The sequence below is a fragment of the Flavobacterium sp. 83 genome (genome assembly GCF_000744835.1).
Classification (GTDB): domain Bacteria; phylum Bacteroidota; class Bacteroidia; order Flavobacteriales; family Flavobacteriaceae; genus Flavobacterium.
This window is the reverse complement of sequence record NZ_JQMS01000001.1, coordinates 505816-524397: the sequence shown is the minus strand read 5'-3', so window position 1 is coordinate 524397 and position 18582 is coordinate 505816. Positions and strand designations below refer to the sequence as shown.

At 34.5% G+C, this 18582-nt stretch carries 17 protein-coding genes; 14 read left to right on the top strand and 3 right to left on the bottom strand.

Going from position 1 to position 18582, the window contains the following annotated elements:
• Positions 1–45 precede the first annotated feature (45 nt).
• Positions 46–1458, top strand: a complete 1413-nt coding sequence (locus T410_RS02365; protein WP_035668349.1) for a pyridoxal-dependent decarboxylase — start codon at positions 46–48, stop codon at positions 1456–1458.
• 151 nt (positions 1459–1609) lie between these two features.
• On the opposite strand, the gene gldA is transcribed toward T410_RS02365, so the two are convergent.
• Positions 1610–2506 carry a gliding motility-associated ABC transporter ATP-binding subunit GldA gene (gldA, locus tag T410_RS02360; RefSeq protein ID WP_035668347.1) on the bottom strand — a complete coding sequence of 299 codons (897 nt, stop codon included), beginning with the start codon at positions 2504–2506 and terminating at the stop codon, positions 1610–1612.
• Positions 2507–2655: 149 nt separating this feature from the next.
• Between gldA and T410_RS02355 the strand changes: the two genes are divergently transcribed.
• From T410_RS02355 to queA, 11 genes are all read left to right on the top strand, one after another.
• The gene (locus tag T410_RS02355; protein WP_035668346.1) at positions 2656–3909 is read left to right on the top strand and encodes a dicarboxylate/amino acid:cation symporter; all 1254 of its coding nucleotides are present in this window, start codon (positions 2656–2658) and stop codon (positions 3907–3909) included.
• A gap of 442 nt (positions 3910–4351) precedes the next feature.
• A complete protein-coding gene (locus tag T410_RS02350; protein ID WP_035668344.1) occupies positions 4352–5179 on the top strand; it encodes a prephenate dehydratase in 828 nt (275 codons plus the stop codon).
• Entirely contained in the window at positions 5176–6324 is a 1149-nt protein-coding gene (locus T410_RS02345) for an aminotransferase class I/II-fold pyridoxal phosphate-dependent enzyme (protein WP_035668341.1), read from the top strand. The genes T410_RS02350 and T410_RS02345 overlap by 4 nt, the downstream gene beginning before the upstream one ends.
• A 185-nt stretch (positions 6325–6509) precedes the next feature.
• A complete protein-coding gene (locus T410_RS02340) occupies positions 6510–7367 on the top strand; it encodes a prephenate dehydrogenase (protein ID WP_035668338.1) in 858 nt (285 codons plus the stop codon).
• A 73-nt stretch (positions 7368–7440) separates the two neighbouring features.
• Positions 7441–8523 carry a bifunctional 3-deoxy-7-phosphoheptulonate synthase/chorismate mutase type II gene (locus T410_RS02335; protein WP_035668335.1) on the top strand — a complete coding sequence of 361 codons (1083 nt, stop codon included), beginning with the start codon at positions 7441–7443 and terminating at the stop codon, positions 8521–8523.
• Between the two features lie 102 nt (positions 8524–8625).
• On the top strand, positions 8626–9273 hold the full coding sequence (locus T410_RS02330; protein ID WP_035668332.1) for a hypothetical protein: 648 nt from the start codon (positions 8626–8628) through the stop codon (positions 9271–9273).
• Positions 9274–9473: 200 nt separating this feature from the next.
• The gene (gene rsgA / locus T410_RS02325; protein ID WP_035668329.1) at positions 9474–10451 is read left to right on the top strand and encodes a ribosome small subunit-dependent GTPase A; all 978 of its coding nucleotides are present in this window, start codon (positions 9474–9476) and stop codon (positions 10449–10451) included.
• 52 nt (positions 10452–10503) lie between these two features.
• The gene (gene dtd, locus T410_RS02320) at positions 10504–10956 is read left to right on the top strand and encodes a D-aminoacyl-tRNA deacylase (RefSeq protein WP_035668326.1); all 453 of its coding nucleotides are present in this window, start codon (positions 10504–10506) and stop codon (positions 10954–10956) included.
• 1 nt (position 10957) lies between these two features.
• The gene (locus T410_RS02315; protein ID WP_035668323.1) at positions 10958–11284 is read left to right on the top strand and encodes a nucleotide pyrophosphohydrolase; all 327 of its coding nucleotides are present in this window, start codon (positions 10958–10960) and stop codon (positions 11282–11284) included.
• A 167-nt stretch (positions 11285–11451) separates the two neighbouring features.
• On the top strand, positions 11452–12681 hold the full coding sequence (gene aroA / locus T410_RS02310) for a 3-phosphoshikimate 1-carboxyvinyltransferase (RefSeq protein ID WP_035668321.1): 1230 nt from the start codon (positions 11452–11454) through the stop codon (positions 12679–12681).
• A 161-nt stretch (positions 12682–12842) separates the two neighbouring features.
• Positions 12843–13892 carry a tRNA preQ1(34) S-adenosylmethionine ribosyltransferase-isomerase QueA gene (queA, locus tag T410_RS02305; protein WP_035668319.1) on the top strand — a complete coding sequence of 350 codons (1050 nt, stop codon included), beginning with the start codon at positions 12843–12845 and terminating at the stop codon, positions 13890–13892.
• Positions 13893–14242: 350 nt separating this feature from the next.
• On the opposite strand, the gene T410_RS02300 is transcribed toward queA, so the two are convergent.
• On the bottom strand, positions 14243–14977 hold the full coding sequence (locus T410_RS02300; protein WP_035668317.1) for an SIMPL domain-containing protein: 735 nt from the start codon (positions 14975–14977) through the stop codon (positions 14243–14245).
• Between the two features lie 188 nt (positions 14978–15165).
• On the opposite strand from T410_RS02300, the gene kynU reads away from it, so the two are divergent.
• Both kynU and T410_RS02290 read left to right on the top strand, forming a co-directional pair.
• The gene (gene kynU / locus T410_RS02295) at positions 15166–16440 is read left to right on the top strand and encodes a kynureninase (RefSeq protein WP_035668314.1); all 1275 of its coding nucleotides are present in this window, start codon (positions 15166–15168) and stop codon (positions 16438–16440) included.
• A gap of 103 nt (positions 16441–16543) precedes the next feature.
• Positions 16544–16972, top strand: a complete 429-nt coding sequence (locus T410_RS02290; RefSeq protein ID WP_035668311.1) for a glycine zipper family protein — start codon at positions 16544–16546, stop codon at positions 16970–16972.
• Between the two features lie 76 nt (positions 16973–17048).
• On the opposite strand, the gene T410_RS02285 is transcribed toward T410_RS02290, so the two are convergent.
• Entirely contained in the window at positions 17049–18581 is a 1533-nt protein-coding gene (locus T410_RS02285) for a cryptochrome/photolyase family protein (protein ID WP_035668308.1), read from the bottom strand.
• Between the last annotated feature and the right edge of the window lies 1 nt (position 18582).

Here is an 18582-nt window from a genome sequence, read left to right as displayed (position 1 = left end):
AAAGGGCTGATTCTTCAGCCCTTTTTTTTATAAAATCGAAACCAAATGAATCCAGTCCTCCAACAAGATTTAAAAGATATTGAAAAAATCCTTGTAATAGTAAAACAACAAGGAATTGATTTTCTACATTCAATGGATAACGTTCCCACTTCTACTAAGAATTCTATAACTACCGATAGAAATCTAAACGATTCTGGTTTGGGAGCACTGTCTGCTTTGGAAGAATTTAACCAACGTTTAGCACCTTTGATGGTTTCTCAAGCAGGGCCAAGATATTGGGGCTTTGTAACTGGTGGTGTAACTCCAGCATCTATTGTTGGGGATTGGTTGACGACCATTTACGATCCAAACGCGCAAGCCACAAACGCACAAGGAGGTGTTTCAGCTTTAATAGAAATTGAAACGATTAATCTGTTGTTGCAATTGTTGGATTTACCAAAATCATTTTTGGGAGGATTTGTGACTGGAGCTACGATGTCTAATTTTACCTGTTTGGCGGTGGCGAGACAATGGCTCGGAAACCAATTAGGAAAAGATTTTGCCAAGAATGGAATTTCAGAACCTATAAACATTCTTACCGCTACGCCACATTCTTCTTCGGTAAAATGTTTGGCAATGTTAGGTGTTGGAAGCCAGAATTTTACTAAGATAAAAACTATTGAAGGAAATCGTGAAGCGATAGATATTGCCGATTTAGAAAAAAATATTGAAAGCCTAAACGGAAAGCCATTCATTTTAATATCAAGTGCAGGAACAGTCAATACGGCTGATTTTGATGATTTCAATGCCATTACCAAACTGAAAGAAAAATATAATTTCTGGTGGCATATTGATGCTGCTTTTGGAGGTTTTGCCGCTTGTTCTCCAAAATACAAACACCTTGTAAACGGTTGGGAAAACGCCGACAGTATTACAATAGATTGCCATAAATGGATGAATGTGCCTTATGAAAGTGCGTTTTATTTGGTAAAAGAACAATATAAAAATCTTCAAATTGAAACCTTCCAAAACTCTAATGCGCCATATTTAGGAAATCCGTTAGACAATTTTAGTTATCTTAATTTTTTACCTGAAAACTCAAGACGCTTAAAAGCTTTGCCGGTTTGGTTTTCATTATTGGCCTATGGCAAACAAGGTTTTCAGGATATTATAGAGAATAGTGTTGCGATGGCGTTGCAATTTGACAGTTTCATTACTCAAAATGAGAACTTCGAATTGCTGGCACCAACTCGCTTGAACAACGTATGCTTTACTTTGGCTGGAGACCACAATCAAGAAAAAGTCAATTTGTTTTTGTCTCATCTTAATGACAAAGGGAAAGTGTTTATGACGCCAACGGTTTACGAAAACCGAAAAGGAATTCGGGCTTCATTTGTCAATTGGAGAACTAATGAAAAGGATATTCAAATTGCTGTGGAGGAAATGAAAACGAGTGTTTTGGAGTTAGGGATAGGGTAAGTTTTAATGTTGGTATCAATTTTCCCCAGCAACTTGTCATTCTGACGAAGGAGGAATCCCACGTGCTGAGATTCCTCCTTCGTTGATTGAAAAGTTAAAGGTTTTGTATTTAAACGAGTTCTCTTTTTTATCTGAAAACTGTAACCTGATACTACTTCGTAATCTCCCTGAAAACAGCCTCCAAGTTTTTATTCTTCTGATTCAGTTGTAACGTTTTCAAGCCATTTGCTGTTGCAAAATCAAAAACGGCCGGGCGCATGTCTTTGTCGGTTGTAAAGGTTAATTCCCAAGTCATGTCGTGGGTATTCTTATAGGAAGTAAGATTTTCGATTTTAGCAATGGCTTGTTCTTCTATTTTATAATCAAATTCCACTTCGATAACTTGTTCCTTATCTTCAGAAATTAAGTTATCCAGTTTTTTATCGGCAACGATTTTACCGTTGTTGATGATGATTACGCGGTCGCAAATCGCTTCTACTTCCTGCATTATGTGCGTAGACAGGAAAACGGTTTTGTCTTTTCCTACGTTTTTAATGACGTTGCGTATTTCGATTAATTGGTTTGGATCTAAACCGGTAGTTGGTTCATCAAGAATCAAAACATCTGGATTGTGCAATAACGCATTGGCAAGACCTACACGTTGGCGGTATCCTTTGGATAATTGTCCTATTTTTTTATGACTTTCAGAGCTTAAACCGGTCAGTTGAATTACTTCTTCGATTCGGGATTTAGCTACTTTATAAACATCGGCATTAAAAGCCAAATATTCTCTCACATACAAATCCAAATACAACGGATTGTGTTCCGGTAAATAGCCAATGGAAAGTTGCACTGCTTTTTGTTGGCTGTTCACATCATTTCCATTTACTAATGCGGAACCTTCATCGGCATTGATATAGGTTGTCAATATTTTCATCAAAGTCGATTTTCCAGCTCCATTTGGACCTAAAAAACCAACGATTTCTCCTTTATTTACAGAAAACGAAATGTTATCCAGTGCTTTTTGGGCACCATAACTTTTGGATATGTTATTTACTTCTATTGACATGGCATTTTATTTGTTGCAAAAGTAAACAGAATAATCATTGATTTATTGTTTTTTGTGGTTCAATAGGTAAAAAGCCTTTTGTCAAAGTTTATTAAGCAAGATGATATTCTATTTTAGATTTATATATTTACAATAAACTATATAGAGATATGAATTTAAAAAATACACAATCGGGCAATTTCTTAAAAAATTATAAAAGCATTTTATTACTTCTTGGAGGAATTCTAGTAGGGAGCATATTGGGTTTGGTTTTTGGAAAAGGAGTAGAAGTTATTAAACCTTTGGGAGATATATTTCTGAATTTATTGTTTACTGCAATCATTCCGTTGATATTTTTTACCATTTCATCATCGATAGCCAGTTTAGAAAAGTCAGAGAAACTAGGACGATTATTTGTGATTGTAATTGGTGTTTTTTTAAGCACTGTATTGATTTCAGCTATTTTGATGATTGTAGGGGTATTGTTGTTTCCTATTCAGCAAGACATCATCATTTCAAAAATTCCGTTAGAATCGATTCAAGCAAGTTCAGCAGGTTCACAAATTACACAATTGCTTACCGCTAATGATTTCTTCGAATTGTTATCTCGTAAGAATATGCTAGCACTTATCATATTCTCGTTTTTAATAGGATTTGCCAGTTTGCATTCGGGTGAAAAAGGGAAAGATTTTAGTCGTTTCCTGAATTCAGGAAACGAAGTAATGAAGCAATTGTTACACATGATTATGAAAACGGCTCCAATAGGTTTGGGGGCTTATTTTGCCTATCAGGTTGGGATTTTTGGACCACAATTATTTGGTGCCTATGCAAAGCCTTTGGGTCTTTATTATGCAGTTTGTGCTTTTTACTTTGTTGTATTTTTTAGTTTATATGCTTTTATTGCTGGAGGAAGAAAAGGGTTGAATGTATTTTGGAGAAATAATATCACTCCTTCATTAACAGCATTAGGAACCTGTAGCAGTATTGCAACAATTCCAGCCAATCTGGAAGGGGCAGAACACATGAATATTCCAAGTCATATCAGAAATGTAGTTATTCCACTTGGAGCACCTTTGCATAAAGATGGTTCGAGTATGTCGTCAGTGATAAAGATTGCAGTTATTTTTGCCATGTTTGGGAAAGATTTTACAGATCCACATACATTGCTTTTAGCATTAGGAATTACAGTAATTGTTTCGGTTGTCGAAGGAGGAATTCCAAATGGGGGTTATATAGGGGAAATTCTAGCAATAACTGTTTATGGATTTCCAATGGAGCAAGCTTTACCAGCGGCGATGATTGTGGGAACCTTGGTAGATCCTATGGCAACTTTATTGAATGCTAATGGTGACTTGGTTTCGGCGATGTTAGTGACCCGAATTGCTGAAGGAAAAAAATGGCTTTCGGTAAAAGTAGCTGCTTAACTGTTATTTTGAACCAAAATTAATACAAAAGACATTTTGAAATCTGTAATAAACAATGATTTTAAAATCATTTGTTTAAGTATTTGGTAATAAAAAGGTTGTTTCACAAAGAATTCTTTTTTTGTTACATAAAATAATATTTTTTTTTTGGTCATTTTGAAATAAGTCCTACATTTGCAGTGTAATTATTAAAAATAACACAACATATAATGTCTAATAACCGTTTTTATTTTAGCAACACATATTATTTCTTTTTTAGGAAGTAAGGGATTGTGCTATGGTTATTTGAAAAGCAAAAAACAAATAAAACTAATATACAATCCTGATGAAAATCAGGATTTTTTTTTGAATATAAATGAAATAAGCAAAATAGAAAATTGGTAGAATACAAATCAAAATTTATCAAAATTTCATTTTCAAATAAAACAAAGAGTAATTTCAAATGAGTACAAAGATTGCAATACAAGGTATAAAAGGCTGTTTCCATCATCAGGTGGCACAAGAATATTACTATCAGAATGTTGAGGTAGATGAGTGTTTGTCTTTTGAAGAATTGGTAGATAGTTTATTGTCCGGAAAATCAGAACAAGCGGTTATGGCTATAGAAAATTCTATAGCGGGACCAATTATTCCAAATTACGCTTTGATTGACAAAAATAATTTGCACATCATAGGAGAACATTATTTGGATATTCATCAAAATTTAATGGCGTTGAGAGGTCAAAAAATAGAAGATATCCAAGAAGTACATTCGCATCCAATGGCATTGTTACAATGTATGGAGTTTTTGAAAAAGTATCCAAACATAAAATTAGTTGAAGATAAAGATACTGCTGAAACAGCCAGAAGAATACACCAAAATCAATTGAAAGGGATTGCGGCAATTGCGAGTAAAACCGCTTCAGAAATGTATGATTTGGAAATTTTGGCTCCAGAAATTCAAACGATAAATAATAACATGACGCGATTTGTTATTATTAAAAAGGAGAATTCATTTGTTGCAGAAAATGAAATAAACAGAGCTTCTATCAAATTTGAATTGGATCACAAACGCGGAAGTTTGGCAGCGGTTCTAAATGTAATGAGTGATTGTAAATTGAATTTAACCAAAATACAATCGTTGCCAAAAATAGAAACGCCTTGGAAATATTCCTTTTTTGTAGATGTTACTTTCGAAAAATATGAAGATTATGCTAAGGCAAAAGCATTGCTGACCATTATGGCAGAATACTTTAAAGTGTTAGGCGAATATAAAAATACAAAACCATGATTACTACAGCAAAACGTCTGGATATAATTGAAGAATACTATTTCTCCTCAAAATTGAGAGAAGTAAGACAACTGGCTTCTGAAGGGAAACCCATTATCAATATGGGAATTGGAAGCCCGGATTTACAGCCTTCACAAGCGGTTATTGATGCAGTAGTTCTGGCGATGCAAGACGAAAATGCGCATCAATATCAAAGTTATCAAGGTTTACCGGAATTGAGAAAAGGAATGGCTGATTTCTATCAGAATAACTTTCAGGTAGCATTGAATCCTAATACTGAGATTTTGCCTTTGATGGGTTCCAAAGAAGGGATTATGCATATTTCTCTGGCTTTCTTGAACGAAGGAGATCAGGTCCTGATTCCAAACCCGGGATATCCAACGTATACTTCGGTTACGAATTTAGTAGGGGCGGTTCCTGTTTATTATGACTTAAAAGAAGTAAATAATTGGGAACCTGATTTTGAAGCTTTGGAGAAATTAGATTTATCGAAAGTAAAAATCATGTGGATTGGTTATCCGCACATGCCAACAGGTGCAAGAGGAAGTCTGGAGTTGTTTTCAACCTTGGTGGCTTTCGCCAAAAAGCATGACATTTTGTTAGTCAACGACAATCCGTATAGTTTTGTTTTGAATGACCATCCGATGAGTTTGTTGCAAGTAGAAGGTGCAAAAGATGTGGCTTTAGAGTTGAATTCTTTGAGCAAAACTTTCAACATGGCAGGTTGGAGAGTTGGAATGGTTTTAGGAAATGCAGCTTGTATCGATGCAGTTCTAAAAGTAAAAAGCAACATGGATAGCGGAATGTTTTACGGGATTCAAAAAGGAGCAATTGAAGCTTTGAGAAGTGACAAGACTTGGTTTGAATCGATGAATGCGATTTATAGAAAACGCAGGATTCTTACGGAACAACTGGCTGAGAAATTGGGTTGTAAAGTTTATAAGGAAGGTGTTGGATTATTTGTATGGGCAAAATTGCCTGATGGAATTACATCAGCAGAGAAATTTATTGATGAAATTTTATATGACAAATCTATTTTCATTACCCCAGGAACAATTTTTGGTTCTAATGGAGAAGGATATATACGGTTTGCACTTTGTGTAAAAGAAGAAAAAGTACAAGAAGCAATTGACAGATTTGCGTAACGTAGAGAGGCGATTTATCGCGTCTAACTATAGGTTTTGAAAAAATAGATACGTTTAAAGAAAATCAAAAAGTTCTGAAAAACGAGATGCCCTAGCCCTGATAGCAGTGGAAATCCTTTTACTTTTTTTCTTTAAAAAGTAAAAGATTGAAACGAATAGCAGGATTAGCTACAAAAAAATAAGAAATGAAAGTATTTGTAATAGGAATAGGATTAATAGGAGGTTCGATGGTATTGGACATCAAGACGCTACATCCGGAAGCCAAAATTTATGGGATTGACACGAATGAAAGTCATTTGGCAGAAGCCATCGCTTTAGGGGTTGTTGATGCTGGCGCGACTTTTGAGGATTTAAAACACGCCGATTTTGTAATTGTTTCTGTTCCTGTTGATGTTGCGTTGACAGTTTTGCCAAAAGTATTGGATGTTATTGGTGATCATACAATTGTTTTTGAAGTGGGTTCTACTAAAACTCCAATTTGTGAAGCAGTAGCCAATCATCCTAAAAGACGAAATTTTATAGCAACGCATCCTATTGCAGGAACTGAGTTTTCAGGACCTTCGGCAGCGATAAAAGGATTGTTTCAAGGGAAAACGAATATTATTTGTGAGGTAGAGAAAACGACTTTCAAATTGCAGGAAAAAGCGTTACAACTTTTTATGGCTATGGGAATGAGAATTCGTTATATGGATCCTAAATCACATGATAAGCATATTGCTTACGTGTCGCATTTATCGCATATCAGTGCATTTATGCTGGGAAAAACGGTAATTAATAAAGAGAAAGACGAGCAGGATATTTTTGATATGGCAGGTTCTGGTTTTGAAAGCACAGTTCGTTTGGCCAAAAGTTCACCGGCAATGTGGACGCCTATTTTTAAACAAAACAGGAAACAGGTTGTAAAAACGTTGGATGAATATATTTCTAATTTGTCAAAATTTAGAGAATTATTAGAAAAGGAAGATTATGATGCAATTTACAATGAAATGCAAAGTGTTAATAAAATAAAAGAAATATTAAACGGAATAAATATAAAAAAGTAATCAGCAATAAGTTGCAGGTTACAGTTAAAGAGAACAACACAGAATAAAATAAAAAAAGTAAAAATTAAAAAAGATGGAAAACAAGAAAGAAATGAGAAATTGGTTGAATGAATTCAATTTGACTCATCCATTTGTGATCGCAGGACCTTGTAGTGCTGAAACAGAAGAACAAGTATTGAAAATTGCACATGAATTGAAAGATTCAGATGTAAGTGTTTTTAGAGCAGGAATTTGGAAACCAAGAACGCGTCCGGGAGGATTTGAAGGTGTTGGAGAAATAGGATTGAAATGGTTGCAAAAAGCAAAAGCAGAAACAGGTTTACTAATGGGAACGGAAGTTGCAACTGCTGCTCATTGTAAATTAGCTTTAGAACATGACATTGATGTTTTATGGGTTGGTGCTCGTACAACTGCAAATCCATTTGCGGTTCAAGAGATTGCTGATACATTAAAAGGTACTGATAAAATTGTATTGATTAAAAACCCTGTAAATCCTGATATGGCTTTATGGTTAGGTGGAGTTGAGCGTTTATATGCTGCTGGAATCAAAAATTTAGGAGTTATTCATAGAGGTTTTTCTACATACGAAAAAACGAAATACAGAAACATTCCAGAATGGCAGATTGCTATCGAATTGCAAAACAAATTCCCTGATTTACCATTAATCATCGATCCATCACATATTACAGGAAACCGTGATATGATTCTTGAAGTGACTCAAGAAGCTTTGGATTTGAATTATGACGGTATGATTATCGAGACACACAATGATCCAGACAATGCTTGGAGTGATGCTGCACAGCAAGTAACGCCAGACGCTTTGAAACAAATTTTCAAAGATTTGAAAGTGAGAAAACATGATGATGCATCGGATGAATTTACCAATAAAATGACAAAATTGAGAGCAAATATCGATGTTTTGGATGCTAATTTATTGGAATTGTTAGGGAAACGTATGAAAGTTGCTGACGAAATTGGTCAAGTGAAAAAAGACGCAAACGTTGCTGTATTGCAAAACAATCGTTGGAATGAAATCCAAGAGAAAATGATTTTGGAAGGTGGAAAAAAAGGATTGACAGAAGAATTTATAGTTAAATTATTCAAAAACATTCACCAAGAAAGTATTGGACATCAAGAAAAAATCTTGAACGCTTAATTAGCGAAATTAAATAAATTATTTTTTATTAAACCTACAATTTGTTTTGTAGGTTTTTTTTTGTATTATTGCGTAAAAATTTAACTATTTAATCTGTAATTCATGAAACAAAAAATTTTAACAGCTATTTTTCTATTTACATCAGTAATGGCGTTTTCTCAATTTGATGGTGTAAAACAAGTGTTTGAGTCTCCAAATTTAAAGCAAGAAATAGCGACTCATAAAACGGTAGCTATTTTACCTTTCAAAGCCACAATTTCATTTAAAAGATTGCCTAAAAATTTTAATGAAGTCGCTAATAAAGAAGATGAGAAAAATTTAGGAATGAATATGCAATCTGGGCTTTATACTTATTTGTTAAGGAAATCTTCAGATTACACGGTTGCTATTCAGGATATTGACAGAACAAATGCTTTGTTAAAGAAAAACGGAATTTTTGAAATATTAGATGAACAATCCTCGGATGAAATTGCCAAAATACTAGGTGTTGATGCAATTATTAAATGCAGTTATGCCTACGAGAAAACAGGGAGTGAAGGAGCAGCGATTGTGAAATCGTTATTAATAGGTTTTGGTACGGGAAAGGTGGCGACAGGAGAATTGACAATGCAAATAAATAATGCTAAAGATGGAGGTCTTTTGTGGAGATTTTATAAGCAGATGAATGAAGATGTTATGAGTTCGCCAAGTGCTATGATGGAGAGAATGATGAGAAAAGTAGGGCGTAATTTTCCTTATGAAAAAGACTAGTCAGGATACACTATTTTTTTAAGTTTTAATCCCCATTTCTTTCTTATAAAGAATGGGGATTTTCTATTTCTAATGGGTAGTAATAGGAATTGAAGTGAAAAACTTTAAACTTTAAACTTTAATAGGGAAACAAAGAATTATCTTTGCAAAGTCTAAGGTTTTAAAACAAAAAGCCTAATTCATAAATTGTAAATTAAAAAATGACAGGACTAGTATACAAATCTACAGGAAGTTGGTACACCGTGAAATCCGAACAAGGGGATTTTATCGAATGCCGTATGAAAGGGAAATTTAGAATTAAAGGAATTAAAAGTACCAATCCTATAGCAGTAGGCGATGTTGTGGATTATGAGCTGGAAGAGACATCAGATACTGTTACGGGAACCATCCATAAAATACACGATCGTAAGAATTATATTGTTCGGAAATCAGTGAATTTATCCCATCAGATGCATATTATTGCTTCTAATATAGATAGGGTTTTCTTGCTGGTTACTATAAATAATCCGCCAACAACTTTTAATTTTATAGATCGTTTTCTGGTTACCGCCGAAGCGTATGGTATCGAAACTATTTTGGTTTTTAATAAAATTGACACATTTGACGATGCTACTTTAGATGAGCAATTGTATATGCAGCATGTGTATCAGGAAATTGGATACAAATGCCTTCGTGTTTCTTCGACTGAAATGAAAGGAATTGAGGAATTGAAAGCAATGATGATTGGCAAAGTAAGTATGTTTTCAGGACACTCTGGGGTGGGAAAATCAACTTTGGTAAATGCCATGGAACCTACTTTACATCTAAAAACAAAAACAATTTCTGAAGCAAGCAAACAGGGGCAACACACTACAACTTTTGCCGAGATGTACGATTTGTCTTTTGATGCTAAAATTATTGATACGCCGGGTATCAAAGGTTTTGGAATTGTGGATATGGAAAAAGAAGAAATCAGTGGCTATTTCCCTGAATTTTTCAAATTGAAAGAACAATGTAAATTCAATAATTGCTTGCATAAAGACGAACCACATTGTGCTATTAAAACCGCATTAGAAAAAGACGAAATCGCTTGGTCCCGTTATAGAAGTTACCTAAAAATTCTGGAAGGCGATGATGAAAATTACCGTACTGATATTCATAATGAAGACCGAATTATTAGCGATAAAACGAGGGAATAGTTGTGAATATTTATAATAATTCACCATTTATAATTTATAATTCACCATTATTTTGAAAGTTGTAATTCAAAGGGTTTCCTCCGCCTCCGTAACCATAGACAACAAAATTGTAGCCAATATCCAAAAAGGATTGTTGGTTTTAGTTGGTATTGAAGATGCCGATGCACAAGGAGATATAGATTGGCTTGTTAATAAGATTACTAACATCCGCATTTTTGGGGATGAAAATGATGTAATGAATTTATCTATTGCAGCTATCGACGGAGATATAATTGTGGTAAGTCAGTTTACGCTTTATGCTTCCACCAAAAAAGGAAATCGACCGTCTTATATTAAAGCCTCAAAACCAGAAGTAGCGATTCCATTATACGAAAATTTTGTAAAACGTCTAGAAATAGAGTTGGGAAAGAAAGTGCAAACAGGGGTTTTTGGTGCGGATATGAAAGTTGCATTAGTCAATGATGGACCAGTAACGATAGTAATAGATAGTAAAAATAAAGAATAAAATGAACCTAAAAAACTCGCAACTAGACGTAGATACTTGGATAAAAGAACACGGCGTTCGTTACTTTAACGAATTGACAAATATGGCGCAACTTACTGAAGAAGTAGGGGAAGTAGCCCGTATTATTGCGCGCCGTTACGGTGAACAATCCGAGAAAGAGAGTGATAAAAACAAAGACCTAGGTGAAGAATTAGCCGATGTGGTTTTCGTGGTTTTATGTTTAGCAAACCAAACCGGAATTGATTTACAAGCTGCTTTCGATAAAAAAATGGATTTGAAATCTATCCGTGACAAAGACCGCCATAAAAACAACGAGAAACTTAAATAATTTGTGAATTGTAAATTATGAATTGTGAATGAGGGAGTAAATTATGAATTATAAATTATGAATTATAAATGAGGAGTAGTAAATTGCGCCCCTAAACTATTTGAGTAGAAAGTTAAAGTTATATTCCATAACTGATAACCGATAACTCACAACTCATACTTACAAAAATGAATTTAAAATTAAGTACGAATTCACAATTCACAATTGATAATTCACAATTAAATATTACTGGCTCAAAAAGCGAAACCAACCGACTATTATTGTTGCAAGCTTTGTTCCCCAATATTACTTTGGCCAATACTTCAAACTCAGATGATAGTGAAGTGATGCAAAAAGCTTTAAAAGGAAATGTAGAAATTGTAGATATTCATCATGCGGGAACAGCAATGCGTTTTTTAACGGCTTATTTTGCGGTAAACGAAGGTAGAGAAGTTGTGTTGACTGGTTCTCAGAGAATGACGGAACGTCCAATAAAAGTTTTAGTGGAAGCATTAGAACAATTGGGTGCAAAAATCTCCTATGAGAAAGAAGTAGGTTATCCGCCTATTCGAATCAAAGGACAAAAAATTACAGCTTCTAAGGTTAATATTCCTGCAAATGTGAGCAGTCAATACATATCAGCGTTATTATTGGTAGCGCCAAAATTAGAAAACGGTATCGAAATCACTTTAGTAGGTGAAATTACTTCGGTTCCTTATATCAAAATGACATTGGCTTTGCTGAATGATTTGGATATTAAAACCAGTTTTGAGGGAAATGTGATTACCGTTTATCCAAAAACAGAAGTAGAATCAAAAGTAATGACCGTAGAATCCGATTGGAGTTCTGCATCATACTTTTTTAGTTTGGCTGCTTTGGCTGAAAATGCTACTATTTCACTAAACAGTTATAAAGAAACCAGCTTGCAAGGTGATTCGGCTTTGGTTGAAATCTACAAACAAATGGGTGTTGATACGCATTTTGAAGGAAACAAAATGACTCTGGTAAAACAGTCTAACTTTAAACGGGAAACTTTAAACTTAGAATTAAATAACACGCCCGATATCGCCCAAACCATAGTGGTTACTTGCCTTGGATTAGGAATAGGTTGTCATCTTACAGGACTTCACACCTTGAAAATTAAAGAAACGGACAGACTGGAAGCACTGCGAATTGAGCTGACAAAACTAGGGGCGAATATATCGGTTACAAATGATAGCTTGACGCTATTGGCTTCAAGTGAAATCAATCACAATGTTACAATCGCTACGTATAACGATCACAGAATGGCAATGGCATTTGCACCATTAGCATTAAAAGTGCCGATAATTATCGAAAATGCAGAAGTGGTTTCTAAATCATACCCTGATTTTTGGGAAGATATGAAAAGTTTAGGTTTTGAAATTTCCGAAAAATAAGAGTTGTAAACACTAGTGAATCAGTCACTTTTGAAAATAAAAGGCAAAACACTTGACAACCCCTATCTCACAATCGTATATTTGCACACGATTTAGAATTTTGCTGTCCTGAGCGATGTTGATGGGCCTAATTCATAAGTCATAACTCATAAATTTTTTAAATGAAATTATCACATTTTCAATTCGATTTACCAAAAGAACTTCTTGCCGAATATCCAGCTGAAAACAGAGACGAAGCACGTCTAATGGTTATTGATCGTAAAAAGGGGACTATAGAACATAAAATGTTCAAAGATGTTATCGATTATTTTGATGACGGAGATGTTTTAATTCTGAATAATACAAAAGTTTTTCCAGCGCGTTTGTATGGAAATAAGGAAAAAACAGGAGCAAGAATCGAAGTTTTTTTACTTAGAGAATTAAACTCTGAACAAAGACTTTGGGATGTTTTGGTTGATCCGGCTCGTAAAATCAGAATTGGAAACAAATTATATTTTGGAGACGATGATTCATTAGTCGCTGAGGTAATTGACAATACCACTTCTCGTGGAAGAACATTGCGTTTCCTTTATGATGGTTCTTATGAAGAATTCAGAAATAAATTAACAGAACTTGGAGAAACTCCAATCCCAAAATACATTTCAAGAGACGTAACTCCAGAAGATGCGGACCGTTACCAGACTATTTATGCAAAAGAAGAAGGAGCTGTTGCGGCACCAACTGCAGGATTGCACTTCTCTAAACATTTATTGAAAAGATTAGAAATAAAAGGAATAAAATTTGCCGAAGTAACGCTTCACGTAGGTTTGGGAACTTTTAATCCAGTTGAGGTAGAAGATTTATCAAAACACAAAATGGATTCTGAAGAATTAAAAATTACTCAGGAAGCATGTGATATCGTTAATGATGCCAAAGTAAAAAGGAAACGTATTTGTGCAGTAGGAACAACTTCTATGCGTGCCGTAGAAAGTTCAGTTTCATCGCAAAGTACACTAAACCCATTTGATGGTTGGACTAATAAATTTGTATTTCCTCCTCATGATTTTAGTATTGCGACGTGTATGATTACAAATTTTCACACGCCAAAATCTACTTTATTAATGATGGTTTCAGCATTTTGCGGACATGATTTAATGAAAAAAGCCTATGCAGAAGCAATCAAAGAAGGATATAAATTCTATTCTTACGGTGATGCCATGATGATCATATAATTTGAATTTATTTCAGATTCTAAATAACAAAATCTCGTCAGTAATGGCGAGATTTTTTTTATCCTGAGCGCACGAAGGAGGGTGTGACCCGTTGAAAAAACGGGTCGGGCTGTACGCTGTATCTTTATTTTCTTAAAGAAAGAAAATAAAGGATGCCACTTCCATCCCTCACACGACGTTTTGTGTATAAAAGTAATTTTAGTACAAGTAGGAATTTTGAAACTTAAAACTATATTCCAGTTTGTGTCTAAGTAAATTTGTAAAAGCTGTTTTTATCAAGTCGAGCGCAGTCGAGACTCCCTGTTGAGTCTCGACTGCGCTCGACTTGACATATATTCTCAAACCTACATTTAATTCACTTGGTAAACCAATTTCACCGTAATATTGGCCGTTTTGTTCTTGGATTGCGTATTGAATGAACCTCCGTAAGAAAAATCTTCGGATGAGTTTTGACCCGTTATTTGAAACACTCCCATATCTGATTTTTTTAAATTTCCAAGATTTGCATCCGCATTTTCCGCAATGCTTTTTGCTCTAATACTTGCGTCTTTTGTAGCTTCAGCAATCATTTTGATTTTTAATTCGGCTAATTTGGTGTAATAATATTCAGGAGGACTCGAATAGAATTCAACACCCGAATTAATCAATTCGCTGGATTGTCTCGAAATTTCTTCAATCTTATTTACTTCCTTTGATTGGATGCTCACACTTTGAGTTAATGTGAAACCAGTAAAAATTTGTTGTTTTGTAGTTCCATTTTCATTAAAAATCGTTTCGAAATCTTTGTTAAAGTTTACTGCCGAAAACACCATTTCATTCGGAGCAATTCCTTTGCCTGATAAATAGCTTTTGATTTTTTCTCTGTCGGAATCAAGTGATGCATACGCCTCTTTTAAAGTTGTGCTTTTTTTAGAAAATGAGCCGCTCCAAACTATTAAATCCGAAACGAAGTCTTTTTTCCCTAAGCCAGTAACACTTATAGTATCATTGTTCTTATTTCGATTCTGAAAGGCATTCGAAAATAAATAAGCTGAAATCACCACAGCCACCGAAATAATAATAACGTTCAAATTGTTTTTAAGCATCACTTAGAGTTTTTTTAATTCAATCAAATATAATCAATAACGAATTAGTTTATGAAAGAGTATAGTATAGAGGAATTATTTTTCGTTCGCGAACTACTTTTTTTTAACTTTTATCGTTCTGTCTGAAATGCTAAAGTCTTTTATCTATCTATCTTTTTTTATTACTTTTACTGAACAAAATCCAAACAATGACTTTCGAAAATACCCTTGAATTTGCACAAAAACTTGATGCACAAGATCAATTAAATAAATACCAAAATGAATTTATTTTTCCAAAGGTAAACGGGAAAAAGGTGATTTACTTCACCGGGAATTCATTAGGATTACAACCTAAACGCACTAAAGCATACATAGATGAGGTTATGAATGATTGGGCAAACCTTGCCGTTGAAGGTCATTTCTATGCTCAAAAACCGTGGTGGGATTACCAAGAGCGGTTTGCGAATCCTTTGAGTAAAATAGTTGGGGCGCTTCCAAGTGAAGTTACCGTGATGAATACATTAACAGTGAATCTTCACCTGTTGATGGTTTCTTTTTATCAACCTACAAAAATCAGATATAAAATCATTTGTGAAGAAAAAGCATTTCCTTCGGATCAATATATGTTTCAAAGTCAGGTTCATTTTCACGGGTACAAACCAGAAGATGCAATTGTAGAAATCAAGCGTCGTGAAGGCGAACATAATATTCGTTTAGAAGATGTTTTGGCTAAAATTGAAGAAGTAGGAGAGGAGTTGGCTTTGGTTTTAATTGGCGGTGTTAACTATTATACGGGACAAGTTTTTGATATGAAAACCATAACGGCTGCAGGTCATAAAGTAGGAGCTTATGTAGGCTGGGATTTAGCCCACGCTGCTGGAAATGTAAAATTAGAATTGCACGATTGGAAGGTGGATTTTGCTGCTTGGTGCAGTTATAAATACATGAATTCAGGACCTGGAAATGCTTCGGGATGTTTTATTCATGAAAAGCACCATAATAATTCAGACTTGCCAAGATTTGCCGGTTGGTGGGGGCACAATAAAGAACGTCGTTTCAAGATGGAACAAATTTTCGATCCTATTCACAGCGCCGATGGCTGGCAAATAAGCAACTTGCCGGTACTTTCTTTAGCTCCTTATTTAGCATCAGTAGAAATGTTTGATGAAATAGGAATGGACGCTTTGATTTTAAAAAGAGATAAAATCACTTCCTATTTAGAGTTTATTCTGAAGGAAATAGACAAGGAAGTTGATAGTAGCTTCGAAATCATTACGCCGTCAAATCCATCTGAGAGAGCATCGCAATTATCAGTATTGCTGCATGGAGAAGGACGAAGTTTATTTGACTATCTTATGAAAAATGGCGTGATAACGGATTGGAGAGAACCTAATGTTATTCGTTTGGCTCCAGTTCCTTTATATACTTCTTTTAAGGATATGTATTACTTTGGTCAAATATTGAAAGCAGGTATTTTAAAGTAGTGTTTTCCTGAAATTATATAAAAAATAGTTTAAATTCTATAAGTTTTATGGAATGGTTTGACCGTTTCTTTGTAGAGTTTAAAATTTAAAATAAATATAAATCATGAAAAATATACACATTATAGTACTATCATTAGTTATTATTTCTTGTCAAAATCAAGGAAAAATGGAAATTCAAAAAGCCAAACAAGTTAGTATTGATTCTATGAAACAAGTTAGTGCTGATTCGATGACTGCTGAATTTGAAAAACAAAAAGTTATCGATTCCATGCAAATTGAAATGGCTAAAGTAGTGACTCAAAAAGAAGTTGTTGTAGTCAATCATCAAGCGGCTGCTACGACCACAACTACAACCACAAAAAAGAAAGGTTGGAGTGGTGCTGCAAAAGGAGCAGTAATTGGAGCAGGTGTTGGAGCTGTTACCGGAGCGATTATCAGTAAGAAAAAAGGTCAAGGAGCCATAATTGGTGGTTTGGCAGGAGCAGGAGTAGGAGCAGGTACAGGTGCGATTATTGACGGAAGTAAAAAATAGTAGGTAAATTTTATATTAAAAGAGTGTTTATATTCTACCGAATGTAAGCACTCTTTTTATTTTTGGCAGGTTCGGTTTAATATGAATTCATGTTTTCAATAATGGCGTTGGCCTTTACTTTGATTTTATATAATTCTTCGGGATTCATTTTGTTCAATAAATTCAACATCATTCCCATACGTTGGTTTCCTTTGAAATACTCTTTTTTCTCATCCAGGAAATTCCAGTATAAAGTATTAAAAGGACAGGCTTTTTCTCCAAATTTGTCTTTGACATTATAATGACAGTTACTACAATTATTACTCATTTTATTGATGTAGCTTCCAGAGGAAACATACGGTTTTGTAGCAATAATGCCACCATCCGCATATTGTGACATGCCACGAGTGTTCGGCATTTCGACCCATTCTATAGCATCTATGTATACGCCAAGGTACCACGCGTCTACTTCATCAGGATGAATTTGTGTCAGTAAGGTAAAATTCCCTATCACCATGAGGCGTTGAATATGATGTGCATAAGCTTCGTCTAAACTTTGATTGATAGCGTGGCTCATACAATTCATTTTGGTTTTACCCGTCCAGAAAAAATTTGGTAACTTGTTGTAGTTTTGTAAGGCATTCATTTGGGCGTAATTGGGCATTTCTTTCCAATAAATTCCTCGAATATACTCACGCCAACCCAGAATTTGTCTCACAAATCCTTCTACTTGTGAGATGGATATGTCAGCTTCATTGGCATGATAAAAAGTAATAACGGTCTCGATTACTTCCTTTGGCGAAAGCATTTTGCTGTTCATGGCAAAAGACAAGCGAGAATGAAAAAGGAATTTTTCATCGGTATGCATTGCATCTTCATAGTCACCAAAATGTTTCAGCAGATTAGTACAGAAATAATTTAAAATTTCCAGCGATTGCTCACGAGATGTAGGCCAGCTGAAATTGTTCTCATCAATGTTTCCAAAAGTGACTATGCCAGTTTCTTTTATTTGGCTTACAACCTCAGAAACGTTTTTATGAAAGTTTTTTTCCGACGGAACAGGAACTTCACCTTTGTATTTTTTTCGATTATCAGCATCAAAATTCCATTGGTTTCCCAAAGGAGTTGAACCATTCATCAAGATATGATGTTTTTTACGCATGTTGCGATAGAAATTCTCCATCAGCAACAACTTCTTTCCTTCAAAAAAAACGGAAAGTTCGTTACGCGTCGTATAAAAATGTTTGGAGTCAAAAACTTCTGACTTTATTTTTAGATTGGAACAAATTATTTTTAATTGTTGGTCCAGTCTGTATTCATCAGGTAACTGGTATTCGAATTTTTCAATTTTGTATTTTTCGATACAAACGGTAATGATTTTTTCTAAATCATGTGGATTCTCAGTATCGGTGATTTTAAAATAGATGGCTTGATGTCCAAGTGATTGTATCGCTGTGTAAAAATTCCTCATCGATAGAAAAAACGCTACAATTTTTTGAATATGATGTTTTACATAATCAGTTTCCTGGCGCATTTCTGCAAGGAGATAAATAGTATTGTTATCACTTTCCTGGAGCCAAGAGTGTTCTAAATTTAACTGATCTCCAAGGATTAATCGTAGCTTTTTCATT